The sequence below is a fragment of the Cobetia amphilecti genome, from assembly GCF_032923285.1.
Lineage (GTDB): Bacteria > Pseudomonadota > Gammaproteobacteria > Pseudomonadales > Halomonadaceae > Cobetia > Cobetia amphilecti.
In genome coordinates this window covers 3,527,640-3,549,696 of record NZ_CP136695.1, presented here as the reverse complement: position 1 = coordinate 3,549,696, position 22,057 = coordinate 3,527,640, and the positions used below count along the sequence as shown (strand labels likewise).

General features: G+C 64.5%; 21 protein-coding genes. 1 reads left to right on the top strand and 20 read right to left on the bottom strand.

Annotated elements, in window-relative coordinates; translation table 11 throughout:
- The first annotated feature begins 77 nt into the window (after positions 1-77).
- Entirely contained in the window at positions 78-1,826 is a 1,749-nt protein-coding gene (locus tag R1T44_RS15125; protein WP_317292263.1) for an ATP-dependent nuclease, read from the top strand.
- Here R1T44_RS15125 and R1T44_RS15120 read toward each other — a convergent pair.
- The 20 genes from R1T44_RS15120 to R1T44_RS15025 form a co-directional block, all read right to left on the bottom strand.
- Positions 1,807-2,769, bottom strand: a complete 963-nt coding sequence (locus R1T44_RS15120) for a 4'-phosphopantetheinyl transferase family protein (RefSeq protein ID WP_284726659.1) — start codon at positions 2,767-2,769, stop codon at positions 1,807-1,809. The genes R1T44_RS15125 and R1T44_RS15120 overlap by 20 nt on opposite strands.
- Positions 2,770-2,778: 9 nt before the next feature.
- Complete coding sequence (locus tag R1T44_RS15115; RefSeq protein ID WP_213114480.1) at positions 2,779-3,318, bottom strand: heavy metal-binding domain-containing protein; 540 nt, start codon at positions 3,316-3,318, stop codon at positions 2,779-2,781.
- 214 nt (positions 3,319-3,532) lie between these two features.
- A complete protein-coding gene (locus R1T44_RS15110; RefSeq protein WP_225996303.1) occupies positions 3,533-4,792 on the bottom strand; it encodes a beta-ketoacyl-ACP synthase in 1,260 nt (419 codons plus the stop codon).
- Positions 4,792-5,565 (bottom strand): 3-oxoacyl-ACP reductase FabG, encoded by a 774-nt coding sequence (gene fabG / locus R1T44_RS15105; RefSeq protein ID WP_052384269.1) that lies wholly within the window; start codon positions 5,563-5,565, stop codon positions 4,792-4,794. Before fabG ends, R1T44_RS15110 begins: the two co-directional genes overlap by 1 nt.
- A complete protein-coding gene (locus R1T44_RS15100) occupies positions 5,565-6,173 on the bottom strand; it encodes a hotdog family protein (protein WP_284726658.1) in 609 nt (202 codons plus the stop codon). The genes fabG and R1T44_RS15100 overlap by 1 nt, the downstream gene beginning before the upstream one ends.
- A complete protein-coding gene (locus tag R1T44_RS15095; RefSeq protein WP_284726657.1) occupies positions 6,167-7,498 on the bottom strand; it encodes a beta-ketoacyl-ACP synthase in 1,332 nt (443 codons plus the stop codon). The genes R1T44_RS15100 and R1T44_RS15095 overlap by 7 nt, the downstream gene beginning before the upstream one ends.
- Positions 7,491-8,300, bottom strand: coding sequence for a DUF3261 domain-containing protein (locus R1T44_RS15090; protein WP_284726656.1), 810 nt, complete (start codon positions 8,298-8,300; stop codon positions 7,491-7,493). Before R1T44_RS15090 ends, R1T44_RS15095 begins: the two co-directional genes overlap by 8 nt.
- Before the next feature lie 9 nt (positions 8,301-8,309).
- Positions 8,310-9,701 carry an NAD(P)/FAD-dependent oxidoreductase gene (locus tag R1T44_RS15085; RefSeq protein ID WP_284726655.1) on the bottom strand — a complete coding sequence of 464 codons (1,392 nt, stop codon included), beginning with the start codon at positions 9,699-9,701 and terminating at the stop codon, positions 8,310-8,312.
- 96 nt (positions 9,702-9,797) lie between these two features.
- Entirely contained in the window at positions 9,798-12,260 is a 2,463-nt protein-coding gene (locus R1T44_RS15080) for an MMPL family transporter (protein WP_317292262.1), read from the bottom strand.
- Positions 12,257-12,862, bottom strand: a complete 606-nt coding sequence (locus R1T44_RS15075; protein WP_284726653.1) for a LolA-related protein — start codon at positions 12,860-12,862, stop codon at positions 12,257-12,259. The genes R1T44_RS15080 and R1T44_RS15075 overlap by 4 nt, the downstream gene beginning before the upstream one ends.
- Positions 12,862-13,461 (bottom strand): acyl-CoA thioesterase, encoded by a 600-nt coding sequence (locus tag R1T44_RS15070; RefSeq protein ID WP_284726652.1) that lies wholly within the window; start codon positions 13,459-13,461, stop codon positions 12,862-12,864. Before R1T44_RS15070 ends, R1T44_RS15075 begins: the two co-directional genes overlap by 1 nt.
- Positions 13,458-15,062: an HAL/PAL/TAL family ammonia-lyase gene (locus tag R1T44_RS15065; protein WP_284726651.1), complete on the bottom strand. Its 1,605-nt coding sequence runs from the start codon at positions 15,060-15,062 to the stop codon at positions 13,458-13,460. Before R1T44_RS15065 ends, R1T44_RS15070 begins: the two co-directional genes overlap by 4 nt.
- A gap of 113 nt (positions 15,063-15,175) precedes the next feature.
- Positions 15,176-16,234, bottom strand: coding sequence for a glycosyl transferase (locus R1T44_RS15060; protein ID WP_284726650.1), 1,059 nt, complete (start codon positions 16,232-16,234; stop codon positions 15,176-15,178).
- Entirely contained in the window at positions 16,231-17,094 is an 864-nt protein-coding gene (locus R1T44_RS15055) for a glycosyltransferase family 2 protein (protein ID WP_284726649.1), read from the bottom strand. Before R1T44_RS15055 ends, R1T44_RS15060 begins: the two co-directional genes overlap by 4 nt.
- On the bottom strand, positions 17,091-19,082 hold the full coding sequence (locus R1T44_RS15050) for an AMP-binding protein (protein ID WP_284726648.1): 1,992 nt from the start codon (positions 19,080-19,082) through the stop codon (positions 17,091-17,093). The genes R1T44_RS15055 and R1T44_RS15050 overlap by 4 nt, the downstream gene beginning before the upstream one ends.
- 157 nt (positions 19,083-19,239) lie before the next feature.
- The gene (locus R1T44_RS15045; protein ID WP_284726647.1) at positions 19,240-19,857 is read right to left on the bottom strand and encodes a COG4648 family protein; all 618 of its coding nucleotides are present in this window, start codon (positions 19,855-19,857) and stop codon (positions 19,240-19,242) included.
- Complete coding sequence (locus R1T44_RS15040; protein ID WP_043331449.1) at positions 19,854-20,126, bottom strand: acyl carrier protein; 273 nt, start codon at positions 20,124-20,126, stop codon at positions 19,854-19,856. Before R1T44_RS15040 ends, R1T44_RS15045 begins: the two co-directional genes overlap by 4 nt.
- Entirely contained in the window at positions 20,116-20,385 is a 270-nt protein-coding gene (locus tag R1T44_RS15035; RefSeq protein WP_043331448.1) for a phosphopantetheine-binding protein, read from the bottom strand. The genes R1T44_RS15040 and R1T44_RS15035 overlap by 11 nt, the downstream gene beginning before the upstream one ends.
- A 144-nt stretch (positions 20,386-20,529) precedes the next feature.
- Complete coding sequence (locus R1T44_RS15030) at positions 20,530-21,333, bottom strand: lysophospholipid acyltransferase family protein (RefSeq protein ID WP_284726646.1); 804 nt, start codon at positions 21,331-21,333, stop codon at positions 20,530-20,532.
- Between the two features lie 8 nt (positions 21,334-21,341).
- Entirely contained in the window at positions 21,342-22,055 is a 714-nt protein-coding gene (locus R1T44_RS15025; protein WP_284726645.1) for a beta-ketoacyl synthase chain length factor, read from the bottom strand.
- Between the last annotated feature and the right edge of the window lie 2 nt (positions 22,056-22,057).

Below are 22,057 nucleotides of genomic sequence, written 5' to 3'. Positions count from 1 at the left end.
GATTTCTCTGGCGGGTTTTTTTATTCTTGTTAACTTCTTTAAGTAGATTAAAATTTTCTATTTTAAAGGAGATTTTTATGAGATTTGATTCTCTGAAGATATCTAATTGGAGGTCCATCAAAGAGATAGATATCGAAGCGCAAGATTTAATGGTGATTATTGGAAGAAATAATCACGGCAAGTCAAATATATTATCTGCAATACTGTTTTTCTTCAGTCAATTAAAACACCAGGATTTAGATTTCAACTGTGCCTCTGAAGTTTTGTTTGTTGAGATAGTTTTTAACGATTTATCGAATGAAGAAAAATCCAGGTTTACCAAATATTTGACTTCTGATAATAAAATAACTGTACGTAAGACCGCATACAAAGGAGGAAGCTTTGAATATAGAGGTTTTGTTGAAAAGTGTACTATAGAGTGGCTTAGAGAAGAGGAAGCTTCTAGTTATACAAAAAGAGAAAATGTTGAAGATACGCCTTTAATAGATTTCTTACCTGCTCAAGGGCGGATTACTAAGCAAGATGTAGTGAATGCTCAAACTTCGTATATTGAGGAGCATAGAGGGGAGCTAGAATTTGTTTACCAAAAAGAAGAGACTGAATTCTTGGGTTTGAAGTCTGTTGCTGCAAGTAGTTTTGGAGAATTGTACTTCATACCCGCTGTGAAAGATGCTGTGTCTGATTTTATCTCAAAAGAGTCTAGTGTCTTTGGTAGAATTTATTCAGGTGTAATATCCTCTATGTCTGAAAGCAATAATGATTGGCGGATGGCTAAAGAAAGGTTGGCTGAATTGTTTTCAATTTTCAATATAAATGATGATGGTGAGCATCATGAAAGAAGGCCTCAGGAAATAACTGAACTTGAACTTTCTCTTTCTCGTGAGCTTAGCGTCTGGGGTACAAAGATAGATATTGAAATAAAGGAACCTGACATTGATAGTGTTATAAAGTCGAATACTCAGATCTGGATCGACGATGGTGTAAGAACGGATATAGTGAGAAAAGGTCATGGCCTTCAAAGAGCATTGACACTTGCTTTGGTACAAGTATTGGCTAAAGAGACTCCAGGAAGGATACATACCGATGAAGATGTCAGAATATCAAATTCAAAGTATTTTATATTTGAAGAGCCTGAATTATATTTACATCCGCAAGCACAAAGGCAGCTTTTTGATTCTTTTGTAAGGCTTTCGGATTTAGGTAGTCAAGTAATTATATGTACCCACTCAAGCGGTCTTATTGATTTGGAAAGATATCGCTCTATATATATTGCTGATAAAAGTAATGATGAATCAGGTACTGTTGTAAGGAAGTGCGCGGGCGATATATTTGAAGGTAATGAAAAAAGAGATTTTAATCTCACGTATTGGATAAATCCGGATAGGAATGAATTGTTTTTTGCCAAAAAAGTGATACTCTTAGAAGGCGCGACTGAAAAAGCGGTTATCCCTGCGTTAGCAAAAAGGTTTAATATATTTAATTATGAGTATGCCGCAATTGATTGTGGTTCGAAAAATAGTATTCCCCAATATATCAAGCTTTTAAACTGTTTCCTGATTCCATATGTTGCGGTATATGATCTAGATCATCAATTAGACAAGAGTAGAGATGCTGTGAATGCTGCTGACATTTCTACGCAAAAGATTTTGGATGCAATTGAAGATGAAGTAGGCTATGGCTTGGCTCTTGTTAATGACATAGAGGAAGAGTTAGGATTATCTCGTGGTGCTGGTTCAAAACCCTATGAAGCACTAAATCATATTAATAGCAGGGAGTTTCAGATTTCTGTACGTATGCTTGAAAAAATCACAAATATTTATAGTTAGTAAATTTAATATTTAAATGGTTGTGTGTTAACTTAAATATAGCCTCATACCTCACCCATTCCCGATAAAACCCGTCCAGTCGTTCTGTCTCGCTGAGGTGTGATGCCTCGGTGAGGCGTTCGCGTGCGTCCAGGGGCAGCATGGCGATGCGGGCGTCGAGGTCGTGGGCGTGGCGGGGGTTGCGGTATTCGAGGTCCAGCCCGAGCGGGGCGGTGGCGAGGCCGACGAGCACATGGCCGTGGCGGTGGGCGATGGAGACGTAGAAGCCTGCCGGTAGCGCAGGATGGTGGGGCGCCTGGCCACGCGGCGACCAGTCGGCCAGTGGCAGCACAATGCCTTGGGCCGCGGCGAGTTCACCGAGCAGAAGGCGGGCGAGGTGTGATTCGGCTTCACGTTGCTGGCGACGGCGGGCCTTGGCAGATGACACGGGGGTGTCCGCGTTATCCACATCCGGCTGGCGTGCGCGCAGCGAGCGACGGCGGGAAGCCCCAGTCGAGGAGTTGATAGAGGGAGCAGCCGAATCAACACAGGATGCTGGCAGCACACACGCCTCGGCCAGCCACAGGCGGGCTGGCCGAGAGGATGATTCAGAGCAGTGATTCGGCAAGGCGCAGGCAGCGCTGCCAGTCGCAGATGCCAAGGAGGCGGCGAGGGCGTGGGGATCATGCGAGATCAGCGGCTCGGTGCTTGGCGGTTCGACACTCAGTGGCTCGGCACTCAGCGGCTCAAGGCTTGGCGAACCACTGCCCAGCGAATCAGTGTTCAGCGAACCAGAGCTCAGTGAACCAGCGCTCGGCGAACAGGAGTCATCCGCTGCAGCATGCCCCAGCACCACGCAGCGGTAGGCGGGGTGATCGGTCGGGCGCACCGCAGGCTCGATTGCCGAGTTATCCTCAACCGGCTCGCTTGTCTCGCTCACATCCTTGCCTTGCCTGGCCATCATCAGTGCGAATCAGTTCTTCGGATGCAGGATCACCAGATCCCCACGCAACGCGACGCCCGCGACGATATTGCCCGCATGACATTCGTACTTCTCGCTGCTGGAGTAGGGCACCTTGTCATAGTCGCTGCGGATGTTGATGACCGCATTGGCCCCGTATTCGCGCGCCTTTTCCTGCAGCTCACGCAGCGCCGACAGGAACACCCAGCGACAGGCTTCCGCATCGCTCTTGTTGGTCGCGTTGGTCTTCGGGTTCACCCGCGCCCAGCCGCGCTTCTCGATTCGCTCGTAGGGCTGCTTGTCACCGAAGAAGAAGGCCACGTCCTTGCCCAGTCGCTGACTGGCCGCGGTGCTGGCCATCACCGGCATGATCGGCAGGAAGTGCTGCGTGTCCCGTGCCACCGCCGGAGCGGAGGCCACAAGCCCCGCAGAGCCAAGCAGCAACGCAGATACCAGAGTCAGCACACGCGAGGCGCGACCCGAGCGGGCGCGCGTGGCAGGTGCCGCGGAACGTTTCGAGGATGCGAGCGACTGAGCAGAACGTGACGCCATCTGAGACCTCTCCTAACAGGGTGATTGACTGGCGCGACGCCAGTGAATATCGCCGTCAGCCAGCCAGGGGCGTGAGCCAATCACACCATAGACCATGCAGCGGGCGCGTATCTTGCGCCAGATCCGACCCGCTGCAAAGTCGTACGTTGGCGACACCCTGCAAAGGCGTCAGCGCGAAGCGTGGTGACTGGCGCCAGATCAGATTGCCAGTGACTCACTCACCCTGCCAGCGACGCAGAATCAGCGAGGTATTGATGCCACCGAAGGCGAAGTTGTTGCTCATCACGGTGTCCGTCTCGATCTCGCGGCCTGCGCCGGTGAGGTAGTCGAGCTGCGCACAGCGCGGGTCGAGACTGGTGAGATTGGCGGTGCCGTGGAACCAGCCATCGCGCATCATCTCGATGGCGATCCAGGCCTCCAGCGCGCCACAGGCACCCAGGGTATGGCCGGTATAACTCTTGAAGGCGCTGATCGGTGTGGAATCGCCAAACACCGCATGGGTGGCGTGGCTCTCGGCGATATCACCGCGCTCGGTGGCGGTGCCATGGGCGCTGACATAGCCGATCTCTGAGGCCTCGACACCGGCATCCTCCAACGCCATGCGCATCGCGGCTTCCATCATGTTGGCGTCCGGCTGGGTGACGTGACGGCCATCGGAGTTGGTGCCGAAGCCGAGAATCTCGGCGTGGATGGTCGCGCCGCGCGCCAGGGCGTGCTCCAGCTCTTCCAGAATCAGCGTGCCGGCGCCTTCACCGATCACCAGGCCATCACGTTCGGCATCGAAGGGCCGCGGTGACAGGTCCGGGCGCTCATTGCAGGTGCTGGTGGCGAACAGGGTATCGAACACGGCGGCGTCGGCGGCGGACAGCTCCTCGCAGCCACCGGCGACCATCGCGGTCTGGCGGCCGAAGCGGATCGCCTCATAGGCGTAACCGATGCCCTGGCTGCCGGAGGTGCAGGCGCTGGAGGTGGTGTGAATTCGCCCCTTGATGCCGAGGAAGACGCCGATATTGACCGGCGCGGTGTGCGCCATCATGCGGATATAGGAATTGGCGCTGAGCCCGTCGGTGGAGTGGTTGATCAGCATGTTGCCGAAGTCGGCCACCGCATCCGGCTCCCCGGCCGAGGCACCGTAGGCGATGCCCATCTGGCCGCTCTCCTTGAGCGGGCTGTCACTCAGGCCGGCCGCCTCCAGCGCCAGCTCGCTGGAGCGGGTCGCCAGCTGCGCCACACGCCCCATGCTGCGCAGCGCGCGACGGTTGTAGTGACTGGGCAGTTCGAAATCGTTGACCGGCGCGCCGAGGCGGGTGTTGAGGCCGTCGTACTTGTCCCAGTCCTCGATATAGCGGATGCCGGTGCGCCCGGCGGCCAGATTGGCGCGCAGGGTCGGCCAGTCATTGCCGATGGGCGAGAAGCCATGCATGCCGGTGACCACGACACGTCTGCCGCGCAGTGCCTGAGAGGAAGCTGTCATCAGAACATCCCCCCGTTCACCGCGATGGTCTGGCGGGTGATGTAGCCGGCGTCCTTCGAGCACAAAAAGGCCACGGTGGCGGCGACTTCCTCGGCTTCCCCCGCGCGGCGCATGGGAATCATCTTCAGCGCCTCTTCCATCTCGACGCCTTCGGTCATCTCGGTGGCGATGACGCCCGGTGCGACGGCATTGACGGTGATGCGGCGCTTGGCCAGCTCCACCGCCAGCGCCTTGACCGCGCCGATCAGCCCCGCCTTGGCGGCGGAATAGTTGACCTGACCCCGATTGCCCATCATGCCCGACACCGAGGACATCACGATGATGCGCCCCGGCTTGCGGCGGCGTACCAGCGGCATCGAAAGCGGCTTGATGACGTTGTAGAAGCCATCGAGGTTGGTGCGGATCACGCTGTCCCAGTCTTCATCGGTGAGCGCCGGGAAGGCGTTGTCGGCATGGATACCGGCATTGCAGACCACCCCGTAGTAGCAGCCGTGGGCCTCGATATCGGCTTCCAGCGCGCTGCGTGCGGCCTCACGGTCGGCGACATCGAAGCTCAGGATGCGCGATTCGCCGCCCAGGGCGCTGATCTCGCGCGCGACCTCCTCGGCGGCGTCACGGCGCGAGCGGCAATGCAGCACCAGGTTGTAGCCTTCGCGGGCCAGACGCAGTGCGATGGCGCGGCCGATGCCACGGCTGGAGCCGGTGACCAGAATCCACTCGCGCGCTTCAGGGGCGGCGGTGGCAGTTTCAGTAGCGGGGGGTGTGACAGACATCAGACATTACCTTGCGATGAGGCACCGGCAGCATCCTGCTGTCCGGGTGAGGATTCTTGTGCGGTGTCTTGCGTAGACGCCGTGGAGGGCAGCGCCTCGGGCGCCGGCTCGAAGACATTGACGCCGGCACGCGCGACAGTGGCGCCGTGCTCGTCGCTGATGGTGGCCTCGAAGGCGCCCAGACCGTTGTCGGCACGATAGTCGAGCTGAACATGAATCTGCCAGCGACAGTCGCAGGAAAAGGCGGCGACTTCGCTCTCATAGCGGCGACTCCCGAGCAGAAAGCCGACTCGCGGTGGTTGGCCACTACGTGCGGCCTGCAGGCCCGACCAGGCGGCGATGGCCTGCGCCATCCACTCAAGCCCGACCCAGGCGGGAATCACGGCCTGGCCGTCGCCATCCTGCTCGGCGAACAGGTTGTCTGGCGCCGGGGTGATGTCGGCGCTCAGCGAATGCTCGTCACAGCGCAGCACGCTATCCAGCAGGCACATGCCGGCATCATGGGGCACATAGGGGCCGATGGCGCAGGGCATGGCGGGATAGCGCGCCTCACGGGGCTGCACCTCAGCGCCAGAAGGGGAAACTGAGTCGGTGCTCGGGGTCAGCATGCAGAGGACTCCGGGTCGGTGGTGTGGCGCTCCAGCACCAGCGAGATATTGTTGCCGCCGAAGGCGAAGGCATTGCTCATCACCCGCAGCGGCGGGGTCTCGGGGCGGTCACGATAGACGATGTTGAGCGCAGGCAGTGTCGGGTCCAGCGCCTCACGCGGCGTGGCGTGCGGCGGCAGGCGGCCATGTTCCAGCGCCAGCCAGCAGAAGGCGGCTTCCAGTGCCCCGCAGGCCCCCAGCGTATGGCCGGTGAGGGCCTTGGTCGAGCTGACGGCGGGCAGACGGGGCTCGTCAGTATCAGCACCGGCATCAGAACCGTTATCAGCACCGGCAACTGTACCGAACAGGCGGCTGATGGCGAGGCTTTCCATCGCATCATTCAGCGGCGTGGCGGTGCCGTGCAGGTTGATGTAGTCGATCTCGCCGGGGGCGCGCCCGGCACTGGCGAGCGCGCCGCGCATGGCGGCCTCGGCACCGCTGCCATCGGGGCAGGGCGCGGAAATGTGGTGGGCATCGCTGGATTCACCGACGCCGGTCAGCTGTACACCGCCGCGCTCCGGCGTGACCACGAACAACACCGCGGCCTCGCCCAGATTGATGCCATCACGCTCGGCCCCCAGCGGCTGGCTCTCCTTGCGGCTGACGGCCTCCAGGCTCATGAAGCCTTTCACCGTCATGTGGCACAGGCTGTCGGCGCCACCGGCGATCACCGCATCGCACTGGCCGGAGGCCAGCAGGCGCCGTGCGCTGGCCAGGGCCTTGGCGCTGGAGGTGCAGGCGGTGGACAGGGTGTAGACCGGCCCACGCGCGCCGCTCAGCCAGGCAACACACTCGGCGGGTGCGCCCAGTTCCTGACGACGATATTCAAAGCTTTGCGGCCAGCTGTCGGCGCTCGGCGTGCCCTGGGCGACGGCGGCGCGCTGGGCGTCCATCGCGGCTTCCGTCTCGCCGATGCCGGAGGTGCTGGTGCCGAGCACCACGCCGATGCGCTCCGGCGCGATGCCCTGGCGCTTGAGGGCTTCAAGCTCCGGTGCCAGCTGCTCCAGCGCGGTGGCCAGCAGGCGGTTGTTGCGTGAGCGCAGCGGGGCCGGCCAGTCGCTGTCATCCACCAGCCGCGCGGTGACGCGTCCCAGCGACAGCGGCGTGCCGGGGCTGAAGTCATCACTGACACGCAGGCCACGGCTGGCGCTGAACAGCGCACTGCTGATCAGGCCGTGGTCTGCGCCCAGCGGGCAGACGATGCCGGGGCGAGACAGGCGACAGGCGTTGCCAGTGTCGCGGCCCTTTGTGGTAGCGGTGGCCACGGTTGCAACAGATTCAGTCATGCGCGGGAGCTTCCGGTGAGTCGTCAGGGGCGTTCTGTGTGCTGGGCGCTGCCAGCGGTTCCAGCGTCAGCTGCATGTCGGCTGCCGGGTCGCGCAGGGTCACGCGGCCGCTGGCATCGCGGGTCAGCTCGGCGATGGTCACACCATCTTGCGTGATGATGCGCTGCGCGGGCTGGCGACCTTGTTGCCAGTCGCCGCGTTGTACCAGCTGCCAGCCTGTGTTCGCAAAGGCGGTATCGATCGCGGCCTGCGGCCAGTGCACCCAGGCGATACGCCGCGCCAGCCAGTCGGCGGTGAAGGGCAGCTTCTCGAGCACCTCGGGGCGTGCCTTCTCGAAACGACTGCCATCGGCGTCGTGCACCAGCGTCAGCAGGCGTTGGCCCTGCACGCTAAGCATGACCAGCCGCATGGCCTCAGGCGATTGGCGCAGTACGCCGATGAGAGGCGGCAGATTCTGCTCCTGCGCACCCTCGCCAGCCTCGGCATCGGCGTCGGCCCTTTCATCGGCATCGACATCGACAGTCCGCTTTGCGCTGTCATCACTCTCTATACGCGCCACACGCAGAATCAGACGTTGGGTGCGGGTCTGCTCGAGACTCGCAAGCGTCGGCATCGGGCTGGCAGCCTCCAGCGGCTGTGGGGCGAGCAGGCTGCAGCCGCTCAACAGCAGCGTGGCGGCCACGGCGAGGCTGGCCAGCCCGAGGCGGCTGCGCAGCCCAGTAGAGCGTAGCCCTGCTGAACGCAGCCCGACTGAGAGCAGTCCTGTGGAATCAGCGTGAGAGGCGAAAGACATGTTTTTCATGACGCTACTTTACCTGTTCTCGCCGACGCTTGCTGCGCGGCCGAAGGCGCTGAGGTCAGCCACCGGGTCGCTTTCCTGCACCGTGTCAGGCGCGAGTGCCTGCCCGGGCGCGGTCAGTCTGGCAAGGGCCGTCAGGCGGCGGCGACTGGCACTGACGAAGGGGTTGGCCGTGTCCCAGGCGTAACCGGCGAGCACCGCGCTGATCATCTGGCGAATCCGCGCATGCGGCTCGGGATGATAGATGATGTCGGTCAGACGGCTGTCGTACCAGGCGGTGACGAATTCGCGGAAGACCTCGATGCCACGGCGCAGCGGCTGCTCGTATTCGCTGGCCCAGTCGGGGCGCTGCTCATCGCGGGTCGCGGTAAGCTCACGCGCGACCAGTGGCGCGGCACGCAGCGCCGATTCCAGTGCGATGGTCACGCCGGAGGAGAACACCGGGTCCAGAAACTCTCCGGCATTGCCGAGCAGCGCATAGCCCGGGCCGTGCAGGCGACTGACATCGGCGCTGTAACCGCCCAGCGACTGCACGGCGTTGGCCGGTCGAGCATCACGCAGCAACTCCGCCAGGCGCGGTTCTTCCATCACCCACTGCCACAGGCGCGTCTGCGCATCGTCCTCGGCGGCAGGCTCGATCAGCTCGCGCGGGCCGACCACGCCCAGCGAGGCGCGGCCATTGGCGAAGGGAATCAGCCAGTACCAGACATCGGGATGCGTCGGATGCGAGGCGATCAGGATATTGTCGCGGCGATAGCCCTCGGCGGGCGGCGCGAGGTCGGCGATGCCATCGTGGACATGGCCGAACAGCGCCATGCGCGGCTCCAGGCGCGGGTCACGCTCAAGCGATTCGAGGCGCGCCAGCACGCGGCCATAGCCGCTGGCATCCAGCACGAAGGCGGCCTCCAGCTCGCGGCCATCCGCCAGTGTGAGGCGTGGCCCCTGTGCATGGCTGGTGACGTCGCTCTGCGCGGCGCGAGCGGGAGTGAAGCCCGTGACCGTGACGCCGAATTCGACCTCGGCGCCCGCCGCCCGCGCGCCTTCGATCAAGCGCTGATCAAAGTCGGCGCGCTCCACCTGCCAGGTGGTGCCGGGGCCGTCGCTGAACTTGTCGCGGAAGTCGATCACGCGATGCTCGCCGCGGCGGGTGAAGGCCGCACCGGTCTTGCGCTGATAGCCACCGGCGGCCGCGGCCTCCATCAAGCCGCAGGCCTCCAGATGCTGCATGCAACGCGGCAGCAGGCTCTCGCCGATGGAGAAGCGCGGGAAGTGGCTGCGCTCCAGTACGCGCACCGCATGGCCCGCGCGTGCCAGCCACGCCGCCGCCGCCGCACCGGCGGGTCCGGCGCCGATGATGATGACTTCCTTGCGTGATGGGTTGTTGCTGCGATCTGCCGATTCCATGGCATCGTCCCCTGTCGTCGTCGATATCGTTATCGTTATGTGTTCATGCTGCGCTGCGTTCCCTGCGGCTTGCTTGCCTCTCGCTTATGGCCCGAATCAACTGCGCGCGAAGGGCACCAGGCACCAGGTGGCGCTCAGCCCCAGCAGGCAGGCCAGCCCCAGTGCCGCCAGTGCCGGTGTCTGACTGAAGCTCAACAACCCAAAGGCTAGCAGGCTGGAGGCGCACGACAGCGAAATCGCCAGCAGGCTGGCCTGCGATGCACGGCTGGTGCTGGCCTCTGATTTGCCTTGTTCGGCTTTTTCATTCGCGCTGCGCGTGGGATTACCTTTCTCTGCACTGCGCGCGGGATGCTCGGCACAGAAGATGCCGGCATCCAGGCCAATCCCCAGTACCAGCAACAGGCCCAGCAGGTGGAAGAGGTTGAGGCCGACGCCAGCCAGCGTCAGGGCCGCCAGCGTCAGTACCAGTCCGCCCAGTGGCGGCAGCAGGGCTCGCCAGGTGCTGCGGCGATAGCGCAGCGCCAGCAGCAGGCTGATCAAGACCACCGCGCCGCCGACCAGCCAGGCCATCTCGCTGCGAATCCTGCCCAGTGTCGTCGAGAGCCTGGCGACCTGATCGACATACTCGAGGCTCTCGTCATCCGCGGCGAGGCGCGCAAGTGCTGCGCTGCCGTGAGCCGTGACATCCCCGAAGCGCACGATGCCGATGGCGGCGGTGCGCGAATCGAGCCACAGTCGCTGGCCCATCTCACCGGCGGGCAGCGCGACCCAATCGGCCGGGCGCAGCGGGTGGGCGCCTGCGATGGCCTGCTCGGCACGCTTGACCAGCTCGGGCGGCAGGCCTGCGGTGCTCAGCACCTGGGGCAGCAGGGTGCGGGTGCGCTCACGCATGGCGCCGAGGTTGGCCTGTTGCTGCGCAAGTGTCGGCAGTTGCTGAGCGAGGCTCGCCCAGTGGCCCAGCTGCTGGCGTGCATTCAGCTGCTGGAAGGTGCCTTCCAGCGCATGCAGGCGCGTGAGCAGGGCGGCGTCAGTCTCGGCCTGCACGATCAGGTAGCGCAGGCCATCCGGTTCGGCGAGCAGGCGCTGGACCTCGCGTTGCTCGTTGATCAGAGACGCAGGCGAGGGGTTGAGCTGCGTGAGGCGGTCATCGCTGCGCAGTCCGTAGAGGCTGGCCAGCGCGGCCATCAGCAGCAGACCCAGTGCCTGCCAGCTGCGCTTGCCGGGAATGGCGCGCGCCAGACATCCTGCGGCGCGGGCGGCGGGGGAGTCCTCGCGGGTGGCCTGTGCCGGCAGTGGCAGTTGCGGTAGCCACAGGCGCACGCTCAGCCAGGCACCGATCAAGCCGAGCGCCGCGAACATGCCCATCTGGCGCAGGCCGGGCATCGGCGTCAGGGTGATGGCCAGATAGGCGGCGAGACTGGAGCACAGCCCCAGCGTCAGGCCCGGCCACAGCGCGGCGAGCCCGCCACGGCCATGCGTCGCCAGACGGCGCATGCACTCCAGATGCAGCACGTAATCGATGGAGATGCCGATCAGGCTGGCGCCGAAGGCCAGCGTCAGCACATGCAGGCCGCCGAAGGCCCACCAGGTCAGCGGCAGCGCGAACAGCACGCCCGTGGCCACCGGCACCAGCAGCAATGGCAGCCGCCGTGGGGTGCGGAACACCGCCCACAGCAACAGCAGCACGCCGATCAGCGAGCCGAGCCCGATGGTCGACATCTCCTGTTTGGCCTGCTGCGCGCCGTTGCTGGCGTGGAAGACCAGTCCGGAGCGCAGCAGCCGGACGTCGGGATAGTCGGCCTTCACGCCATTCACGGCCTGCTCCAGCGCCTGCTGGTCACTCATCGCGTAGGCGCTGCCCGTCAGGGTGGCGCTGATCAGGCGATAGCCGTTGCCGGGCTGATCGCTGCCCTTTCCGTCGCTGCCCTGTTCGTCGCTGTGCTGTTTGTCGCTGTGCTGTTTGTTACTGACTGAGCCAGTGGAAGCCGGTGCCCGCAGCAACAGCTGGCCGCCGGACAGCGACAGGTTGGCGGGCGTCAGCCAGCTCTGCCAGGCGCCGGCGAGGCCGAAGGGATCACGGATCAGGTCGCGCTGGCCGCCGGGCTGGAACAGTTGTTTGAGGGCGCGCGCCTGCCAGTCATCGTCACTCAGGCTTGCAAGCGACGGGGCGATCAGCGCCGGCTGGACCTCTGCCGGCAGGCGCAGGCTTTCGAGGCTCTTGCCGTCATCCAGCCTCGCGATGGGCGCGAGCGCCTGACGCAGCGCCTGGGCGGCAGCGTCACGCTGCTTGCGTGCGGCGGCGCTGGCATCGCGACTGCCGACCAGAATCACCAGCCGGTTGGCGGTGTCATCCAGCGATTCGGCGCGCGCCGCCAGCGGGCTGCGCTCCTGCTGTGGCAGCATGGCGGTGATGCGGGTGTCGATCGCCCCACGCCATGGGCTCTGCGGGGCGATCTTCACGGCCAGCAGCAAGGCACACAGCAGCAGGGCGGCGGCCCACAGCCAGCGCCAGATGGCGCGATCCAGCCCCTTGCGCGGCTCACGGCTGGGTGACGTCATCGCTCGCAGTGACCGCCGGCGGTGAGCGTCAGCTCCAGGCGGTCACCATCGCCGCTGTCGAGGTTCACGTGTTCCAGCCAGCTGCCACCGTCGATCTCGAGACGCTCGATGGCCTCGGCCAGCCGGGCATCGCTGGGCGTCAGGCTGGCCTGCCAGTCATCCGGCGTACCCGTCAACGTGAGGGAGAAGTGCTCCTCGAGCGCCTGCCAGTCGCCATGGAAGAAGTTGATCAGCAGCTCCGCCATCGCCTGCTGATCGGCCGGCAGCGGTTCGCCATTCGGGCCTTCGCTGGCATCGGGGCGCATCTCGAGACGGTCTTCAATCGGCGCGGTGGTTTCCCACACCAGGCCTTCGGGTGCGTTCGGGTCACCGATCAGACGGAAATGACCCCGGCTCTCGAGCTCTGCGCCGACATCCTCGAGCCAGCGCGTCTGCTGGAAATCACCGCAGACTGGCGCGGTGCGTGCCAGCTGTTGCGTCAGGGCGCGGGCGTCGAATCTGGCGTCGTTGGTCTCGGAAGTGCTGGTCTCGGATGCGCTGGCCCAGGGGGCACCGGCAGTCAGCAGCAGGGCAGTGGCGGCAATGGCAAGGCGCGAAGTCATCACGGCGTTCCTTGTGTCGGGTTCGGGGTGGCAGGCGCATCCTTGTCGCTGGAGCGTGACTGACTGACTTGCGACTGACTGGCCTGCCAGGCGGCCAGCCGCTCGCTGAGCGCGGCGGGCGAGGCCAGCAGCATCTCGCCATCCTCCAACCCGACCGCGACCTGCACGCTGTAGCCACGGGTCAGGCGCTTGCCGCTCTCGACATCGCGGATCACGTAGTCGAGCTTGAGGCGGTTTTCCCACTCACGCAGCCGTGCGGTGACGGCGATACGCTGGCCGAAGCGTGCCGGGCCGGCATAGCGCAGGCGCAGGTCGATCACCGGCCAGGCGTAGCCGGAATCGCGCATCTGCGGGTAGTTGTAGTCGAGCATGTCGAGCAGCTTGCAGCGGGCGATCTCGAGATAGCGCACGTAATGGCCGTGCCAGGCGACTTCCATCATGTCGACGTCGTGGAAGGGCACTTCCATCTCAACCGTGGCGCTCGGCATCGGGGTGTCGGCTGGCTGATTCATGGCTTGTTTCTCGCTCAAGGCTTTTTCCTCGCTCAAGGCTGCCCCGCTCATAGCTTCTTTCTTGCTCAAGGCTTCTTTCTCGTTCATGCGTGGGCCTCGCCGGCGCTCAGGGTCCAATGGCGCTCACGGATGCGCGCGCACAGCAGGCGCAGGTTGGCTTCCAGAGCGCGATCTTCCTCGAGGGGCGCGATGTCTTCACGCAGCTCACGGGTGAAGGCGGCCAGCCTAGGCGGCGTGGCGGCTTGGCCCGTGATGTCGGCGCGCTGCTCGCTGCCCTGCACGGCGGCGTGCAGGGTGGCGGCGGCGACCTGTTCCACCAGTGTCAGCACGCGCAGCGCATCACGCGCGGCGATGGTGCCCATGCTGACCTTGTCCTGATTGTGGCACTCGGTGGAACGCGAGAAGACGCTGGCGGGCATGGTCAGCTTGAGGGCTTCCGCCGTCCAGGCCGAGGCGCCGATCTGCACCGCCTTGTAGCCATGATTGAGCGGCGCGCGCTCGAGCGTGGCACCGCTGAGGTTGCTGGGCAGGCCACGGTTGTAGCGGCTGTCGACCAGCAGTGCCAGCTGGCGGTCGAGCAGGTCAGCCAGGTTGGCGACCGCCGTCTTGAGGCTGTCCATCACCATCGCCACATGGCCGCCGTAGAAGTGGCCGCCGTGGAGAATCTTGCCGGCCTCGACATCGATCAGCGGGTTGTCGTTGGCACTGTTGAGCTCGGTCTCCAGGAAGCTGCGCCACCAGCTGAGGCTGTCCTCGACCACGCCGATGACGTGGGGTGCGCAGCGCGTCGAGTAGCGGTCCTGCAGGCGCGGCGAGTTGATCGGCGTGGCATCGACTTCCGGCGCCGCCGGGTGGGCGAGATCATCGCGCAGCCACCGGGCCACGCGGGCCTGACCGGGATGCGGCTTGGCGGCAAACAGGTCGGCATCGAAGTGGTAGGGGTTGCCTTCCAGCGCCTGCACGCTGAGCGCGGTGATGCGCGCGCTCAGGCGGCTGAGGTAGCAGGTGCGGCCATAGGCTAGCGCGGCGAGGGCCGTCATCACGGCGGTGCCGTTCATCAGTGCCAGGCCTTCCTTGGGGCGCAGCACATAGGGCGTCAGGCCGTGTGCCGCGAAGACATCCGCCGTCGGGCGCAGCGCGTGGGGCTGGCCTGCGCCGGGGCGCACCCAGACCTCACGCTCGCCACACAGCACGGCGGCCACATAGGACAGCGGGGTGAGATCGCCGCTGGCGCCCACCGAGCCTTCCTCGGGAATGCGCGGCAGGATGTCGTGATTGAGCAGCCATACGAGGCGCTCCAGCAGCGCCATGCTGACCCCGGAGACACCACGGCACAGCGAGACGAGGCGCACCATCACCACCGCGCGACTGCTGACCACATCCAGGTCCGCGCCCATGCCACAGCCGTGGAAGGTATAGAGGTGGCGCGGCAGGGCTTCGAGGTCCTCTGCCCCCTGCACGGCACGCGTCACGGAATCGCCGTAACCGGTGGTGACGCCGTAGACCACGCCTTCCTCTTCCAGCAGGCGTTCCAGCAGGGCCGGGCCGGCCTCGATACGGGCGCGGAAGGCGGCATCCGAAGTCAGGCGCACGTCACGGCGGCCTTCGGCGACATCGATCAACTGCTCGAGGGTGATATCACTGCCGTCGAGAATCAGGGCGGAGGAAGAGGTGGCGGGCTGTGACATGACGAGGTACCTGGCGAAGAGAGAAGCGTGAAAATGCGCTGAACGTGAAGATCGAACAAGGTGAAGGCCGCAGAGCCGGGCGCGAAGCAGCGTTGTCGCAGGCCCGGCGCGGATCAGGCGTCCTGTTTCGGAGCCGACGCGCTGGCTGGATTCGACGTGCTGTCAGGCGCCTGATGCCAGAAGTCGAAGAAGTTGAACCACTGCAGCGGATGGCGCTTCACGCGCGCTTCCAGATGACGGGCGTGACGCTGCATGGCCTGCTGGATCCACGACTCGCGACCGCTGCGCTTGACGGCGCGGCTGTCATCGAAGGGCGCGAAATCGACCCGGAAACGCGGATGGGCGCCGCCCTGTTCGCGAATGCAGCTCAGGGTGTAGACGTGGCAGCGCAGCAGCGCGGCCAGCATGAAGGGCCCCTGCGGGAAGGGCGCGGGCTGATCGATGAAGTCACAGTGCAGCACGCGCGGTGAGGCCGCGGCACTGGCTGGCGACGCGGGTCTGCTGCCTTCTGCCGTGTTGGCTTCTACCGAGTTGGCATCTGCCTTGGCATCGTCGACGGTGGGCGGAATCGGCACGCGGTCGGCGGCGATGACCACGAAGCCGCCGCGATTGACGCGATCGCCCAGCGCCATGGCGGTGGCGGGCGTGATCTCGCTGACCTCGATCATCTGCGGCGGCTTGCGCCCGGTGGCCTGCTCCAGCAGCTGATTGAACTTCTCGGCGTGGCGCGTGTGCACCAGCGCGCACAAGTCGATGTCGTGGCGCTCGCCGATGGCATTGATCACATCCAGATTGCCGTGGTGGGCGACGAGGATGATGCCGCCCTCGCCACGCAGCGCGGCGTCGCGCAGGTCTTCCGGGCCGGTGCCGGTCAGCGAGGACAGCGGAATCTCGCCGCTCCAGGCCGAGACCTTGTCCATGATCGCCTCACCGAACTGCATGAAGTGGGCAAAGCTTCTCGCCCACAGACGCACGCCGCCAAGCTCTGGCTCGAGGCGCTTGAGGAAGTCGAAGGAGGCGCGCCGCGCCACCCCGCGCAGCAGGAAGTACCACACCAGCACCGGGAACAGCGCGATGCGAAACGGCCAGGCACCGAGGCGACGACGAATCGTCACCATCAGGCGCATGCCAGTGGTGGAGCCGGTTTCCGACAGGCGTGCCCAATGGGTCATTCGTGTTTTCCCTTCGCGTCGTCAGGCTGCGAGGGGCGACTGACATGAGTGGATGATGTCTTGCCATTGCGTCCCGACAGCGTGCGCCAGGCCAGTTTCGGTGAGCGCAGCAGCATGCCGAGGAACAGCCGCGTGTGCATGGCGCTGATCAACAGGTTGTCGTGACCGGGGCGGAAGTGGCTGACGCCTCCGGTGGGATAGCTGACATGCACCGGCAGGTTGGCGACCTCGCCATCGGCCCAGTACCAGCGCACCAGCACCTCGGTGTCGAAGGACATGCGATCGCCACAGTCATGACGTGCCAGCAGCCGGTTGGTGGCGGCCAGCGGGTAGAGGCGCACGCCGCACATGGTGTCGCGGATGGCCAGCGACAGGGTGTTGATCCACACCCAGATGTGCGAGGCGTAGCGGCCATAGAAGCGGATGCGCGGCACGCTGGCGTCGTATTGCGGATAGCCGATCTGCAGGCAGTCGGGATTTTCCTGCATGCCGTTGAGGAAGGCGGGCAGATCACTGACGTCGTGCTGTCCATCGGCGTCCACCTGCAGGGCATGGGTGAAGCCGAGCTGCTCGGCAGCCTGCAGCCCACTGCGCACCGCAGCACCCTTGCCGCCATTCTGCTCGCGACGCACCAGGTGATGACCCTCGGCCGCCAGCTGATCCAGCACCTCGGCGCAGGGCGCGCTGCAGCCATCATCCACCAGCACGATGGGCAGCCCGAGCGGTGCCAGACCCGCACACACGCCGGCGATGGTGGCGGGGTGGTCGTAGACCGGAATCACCACGCAGGCGCGCAGTGGCGACTCGCTGACGGGGGGAGAGGATGTGTGGCCGGTCATCGGCGCCTGGGGCTGGCTCATGACGCCTCCGGTGTGGGTGTCGTCTGGGGTGAACTAAGTGGCGAACTAAGTGGCGAACTGAGAGGTGCGCTATCGGTTTCAGCACCGTAGCGCAAGCGGCCGCTGGCGTGCAGGCCCGCGCGGGATTCCAGGCGGAAGTCGACGCGCAGGCCGTGGCTGTCGGCGACCAGTGTCGCGGCCAGCGTGAAGCGCATGCCCGGCAGCAACAGATTGGAGAACTTGATGCGCTCCAGACGCTGAAAACGGCTTTCCTGCACGCCGACGCCCGCCAGGCGCAGGCGGCGACCGAGATCGCGAGCCCACTTGAGCATTACCACGCCGGGCACTAGTGGCTGGGCGGCGAAATGCCCCTCGAGGTAGCACAGGCTGTCGGGCACCTCGGCTTCCAGCGTCAGCTGCTGCGGGCCGCTGGAGGTTTCACCCAGCCAGCGTGGCAGACGATGATCGTCGAGATCGGCAAACAGTCGCGCGACGGAGTCCGCCGTGAACTTGCCCTGGGCATTCAGCGGCAGGCGCGTGACGAATCGCCAGTAGCGCGGCAGGGCGATGCGCTCGAAGCCCGGCATCAGCGCACGGCGCAGCCGCGCGATCAGATCACGGCGGCTGGCGTGGTCCTGCGGCAGCGCGCTCTCTTCCATCACCACCACCGCGCCCAGGCGATGATCGCGGGTGGGCATCGGCAGGCAACGTACCTCCAGCACCTCTTCTTGCGCGCTCAGGCAGCGCTCCACCGCGCTCAACGAGACCCGCTTGCCGGCCAGCTTGACCAGCCGATCACTGCGCCCCAGCAGCTGAAAGCGTGGCGACGGCGTCTCAGCCGCCACTGGCGCAGCGTTGTCGGCCTGCTGCCACCACTCGTTCGGCTGCTCCAGAAACGGTGAGCGCACGGCGAAGGCGGGCGAGAAGCGGAGCTCGACCTCCGGCAGTGGTGTCCAGTCGGACGTCTCGTGCTGGCGGCGATGCGCGATGCCGCCCGTTTCGGTGCTGCCGTAGATCTCGATCACCGGCGCCTGCAGGCAATTCTCGGCGTGGCGGGCAGCCTCGGCTGGCAGCGGGGCACCTGAAGAGAAGACCCGCAACACCTGAGCCTGGCCCGCCACGCGGCTCTCGTCACTGGCCTGAGGCAAGCGCGCGAGCTGGGCCGGCGAGCTGACCAGCTGGCAGCGATGCCCGAGGCCGGACAGCTGCGCGATGGCGGCGGCCAGCTGCTCCGGGTAGTGACAGGCTTCGCTGAGAAACGGCACCCCTTCGCTGAGCGGGCGCAGCAGCGACACCAGCAGACCGTAGATGTGCTGGTGACTGACCTGGCTGAGGCTGACGGTGGCTGTGCTTGGCTCAGACGCTGAGTCAGTGTCTGACGCCAGCGGCCATAACGCGCGATGCACGGCCAGTTCGGCCTCGAGCTGATCGAAGCGCTTGGTGATGCGCAGCGGCTCGCCGGTGGAGCCGGAGGTGCAGAGTTCCAGCGCGAGACGCGCGCCGTCGGGTGTGATCTCGAACGGTGTGTTCGGTGCGGCGGTAGAGCCGGTAGAGTTGACAGCGCCGGATTGCTCCGGCGGCCAGCCAGCGGCGCTGGTCTCGGGCAGCTTGCCATCACTGCTCTCGGCCAGGCGGGCCAGGGTTTCCGGGCGGTCATCGCCGGGCAGCACGGCGAGCATGCCGCGCTCCCACAGCGCCAGCAGCTGCACGCAGGCGCCAAGCGCCGTGGGCTGGAACAACACCCAGCGCGCACCGGGCCGGCGGGCAGCATGCGCAGCGGGCAGGTTGTCCAGCCACTGATGCCAGGCATCAACGCGTGCCATCAGCTCGGCACGACTCAGCGGGCGCAGCGGCTGACCGGGACTGGCCAGCCAGCAGGCCGGCGCCGCGGGCGCGAGTCGGGTGAGCTGGCGCCAACCCTGATGGATGAGGGAGGTGGCGCGCTGGGCGGCGTCTTGCTCAGTGGAGCGTGCGGTGGCGCGGCTGGCAGGCTGGCGGGCATCAGACATGTGAGGCAGGCAACTCTTCAGAAAGTCGAATTCATCTGGGGGCGTATCCACGCCGGGCAAATCCACGCCGGGCGTATCCATGCATGGACTCAGCTATCGATAGCCGAGCTCATCGATAGCCGAGCTCATCGATAACCAAGCTCATCGATAACCGAGCTCAGCCATCGGCGCGGCGCAGGCGACGGCGTACCAGCCATTCGCCGCAGAACAGCAGCCCCATCAGCACGTAGCTCACCAGGCCGTTGTAGAGCGTCCAGGTCGCGAGGTCGGCATACAGCGCCGTGGCCGCGGCAACACTGGCATTGAAGACGAAGAAGCCGCACCACACTCGGGTGACCTTGCGGGTATAACGCACGCCGGCGGCGGGCAGATCAGGCTCCTGCAGACGCGCCAGACGCTCGATGACCGGCATGCCGCGCCACAGACTGGTGGCGAACACGCTGAGCATGGCCAGATTGACCAGCACCGGATAGGCGCGCAGCCCCAGTTCCGCCTCGCTGAGCAGGCTGATGGCGATCAGCAGCGCGGCCAGCGACAGGCGCAGGATCAAGGGCAGGGGCAGACGCTGGATCAGCAAGGCGCCCAGCGCGATCAGCGCCCACACCCAGGACGAGACATGCCCGCTGGTCGCGTCGCCCGCCGGGTCTGCCGTCAGCCGCGAGAGCAGGGCATAGACCAGCAGTGGCCAGCACACGGCAGCCACGACGCCCAGCCCGCCAAGCAGCAGCCTTGGCAGTGACGGGCGCCGCCCTCGACCAGAGGACAATGACGTCATGCCTGGCGCTGCATCAGCTGCTCGACGGCGGTCACGACATCATCGAGGCTGCGTACGCTCTTGAAGTCATTGGCTTCGATGCGGCGGCCGGTGAACTTCTTGAGTTCGACCACCAGGTCCACCGCATCGATGCTGTCGATGTCGAGGTCTTCATAGAGCAGCGCCTCGGGGTGGATATCAGCGGCATCGATCTCGAACAGCTCGATCAGGGTGCTGCGTACATGGGCATAGATCTCTTCGCGGGACGCGGTCTGTTGCTCAGCGCTCACGACGGGCCTCCACGAGTTCACGCAGGGCATTGAGGCTGGCGAAATGCGCGCGGGTGTCCTCGGCTTCGGCGTCCAGCGTGATGCCGTACTGCTTCTGCAGCGCGAGACCGAGTTCCAGGGCGTCAATCGAATCCAGCCCCAGGCCGTCCACGAACAGCGGCTCATCGGCGACGATGTCGTCCGGCGTGATGTCCTCAAGCTCCAGGGTGTCGATGATCAGTTGCTTGAGTTCCAGTTCCAGCTTGGCGCTATCGCTCATGAGTATTCCTCGTGTCGGCGTACCGATAATGGCCGGTATGAATGGCAGCAGGCTTTATTAACGGCGGGAAGGCCGAATATCTTAATCCGTTTTTCTCGCTATCTGATCAACATCAAGATCAGGGCAGTACGGCGCCGCGCGTCGTCATGACTCGCGAATCCGTTGCTGAAAGGCGGCCAGTTCAGCGGCAAAGTCGCTGGCCAGGCGGCGCGTCAACTGGCGGGCATCGCGTGACAGCGGTACCTCATCCTCTGTTGCCGGTGGCGGTGCGACATGTGCCGTCATGTCCGGCAGCACCTTGATATTGAGCATCACCCGCCGGGCCGGGATGTGATACCAGGGCTCGCCCTTGGTCAGGGTGCTGGGCTGGCAGTCGATCAGCACGGGGGTGATCTCGCTTGGCGTGCGCAGCGCGATGTTGGCGGCGCCGCGGCGGAATTTCAGCGCGCGCCCGGGCACGCTGCGCGTGCCTTCCGGAAACAGGATCAAGGCATTGCCGCGCGCCAGGCTCGCGCCGGCGGCCTCGAGCACGCCCTGCGGCTCTTCATTGGTGATGTAGCCCGCGGCGCGGATGGGGCCACGGGTGAAGGGGTTGCGTGCCAGCCGCCCCTTGACCACGCAGTCGGCGTGGGGAATCAGCGCGAGCAGGAAGATCACGTCGATCAGCGTCGGGTGATTGGCCAGCACCAGCAGGCCCGGACGTTGCAGGCGCTCGCAGTCGTGCAGGCGATAGTCGAGCACGCCCAGGCCGCGCATCAGACCCACGAAGCCGCGCATGCAGTGATGGATGATGCTGCGCGCGAGCTTCTGCCGTTTCTCGGGGCGGCGTACCACCAGTGTCAGCAGGGGCCACATTCCCCCCACCAGCAAGCCGCCCAGCCCGAAGGTCAGGAAGCTGATGGCCGTGGCGATGCCACGCCACAGGCGTCCGAGGGGTGACGACAGCATGCGTGGCATCAGTCTGCTGGCGGCGTCGGTGAGGCGGCGTGAGCGCGGCTCAGCTGCCAGTGATGGCGACGACAGGCGAGCGTCTCAGCCCCGGCCTGCTCGAGCCAGGCGATGACCTCAAGCGGCGTCGGGGCGCTGTCCGTCAACGATTCGCCAGGCGTGGCGCTCAGTGTCCATGCGCTGTCATCGTCACTGTTTCGGCTCAGGCGCAGGGCGACGGCGCTGGAGCAGGCCGGGTAGTCACCGTGGTGCAGGAAGGCCTCCGGTGCGGCGATATCGGAGAACAGCACGATGACGTCCTCGCGCTCGCTCAGATAGCCGAGCGCCTCGCTCATCAGCGCCTCGAATTCGTTGCCGCAGGCGGCGAGGGCTTCCAGCGGCTGATGGGACTTGCCGGTGATCGAGTACATACCCAGTACGGCGTTGTGCACCGAGAGCGAGAAGCGCGCCGGTGACAGGGCTTCGTCGGACTGGGTGGCGGCATCCAGCAGGGCGAGAATCTTGCCGGTATCGCCATGGCGCGAGGCATGGATGATGGGCAGGTCGGCGTCAGGGTCGAGCGCGAACAGCAGCTTGCAGCAGGCCTGGCCGACCGGGCTGAGTCGACGACGCTGCATGGCCGGGACTTGCTCGGCACGCGGGGAGGGGGTGATATCTACGCGGCTGTCGTGGGCGGTGCGGGTCGCACTCGCCTGCCAGGCTCGCCAATCAGTCAGACGCATGA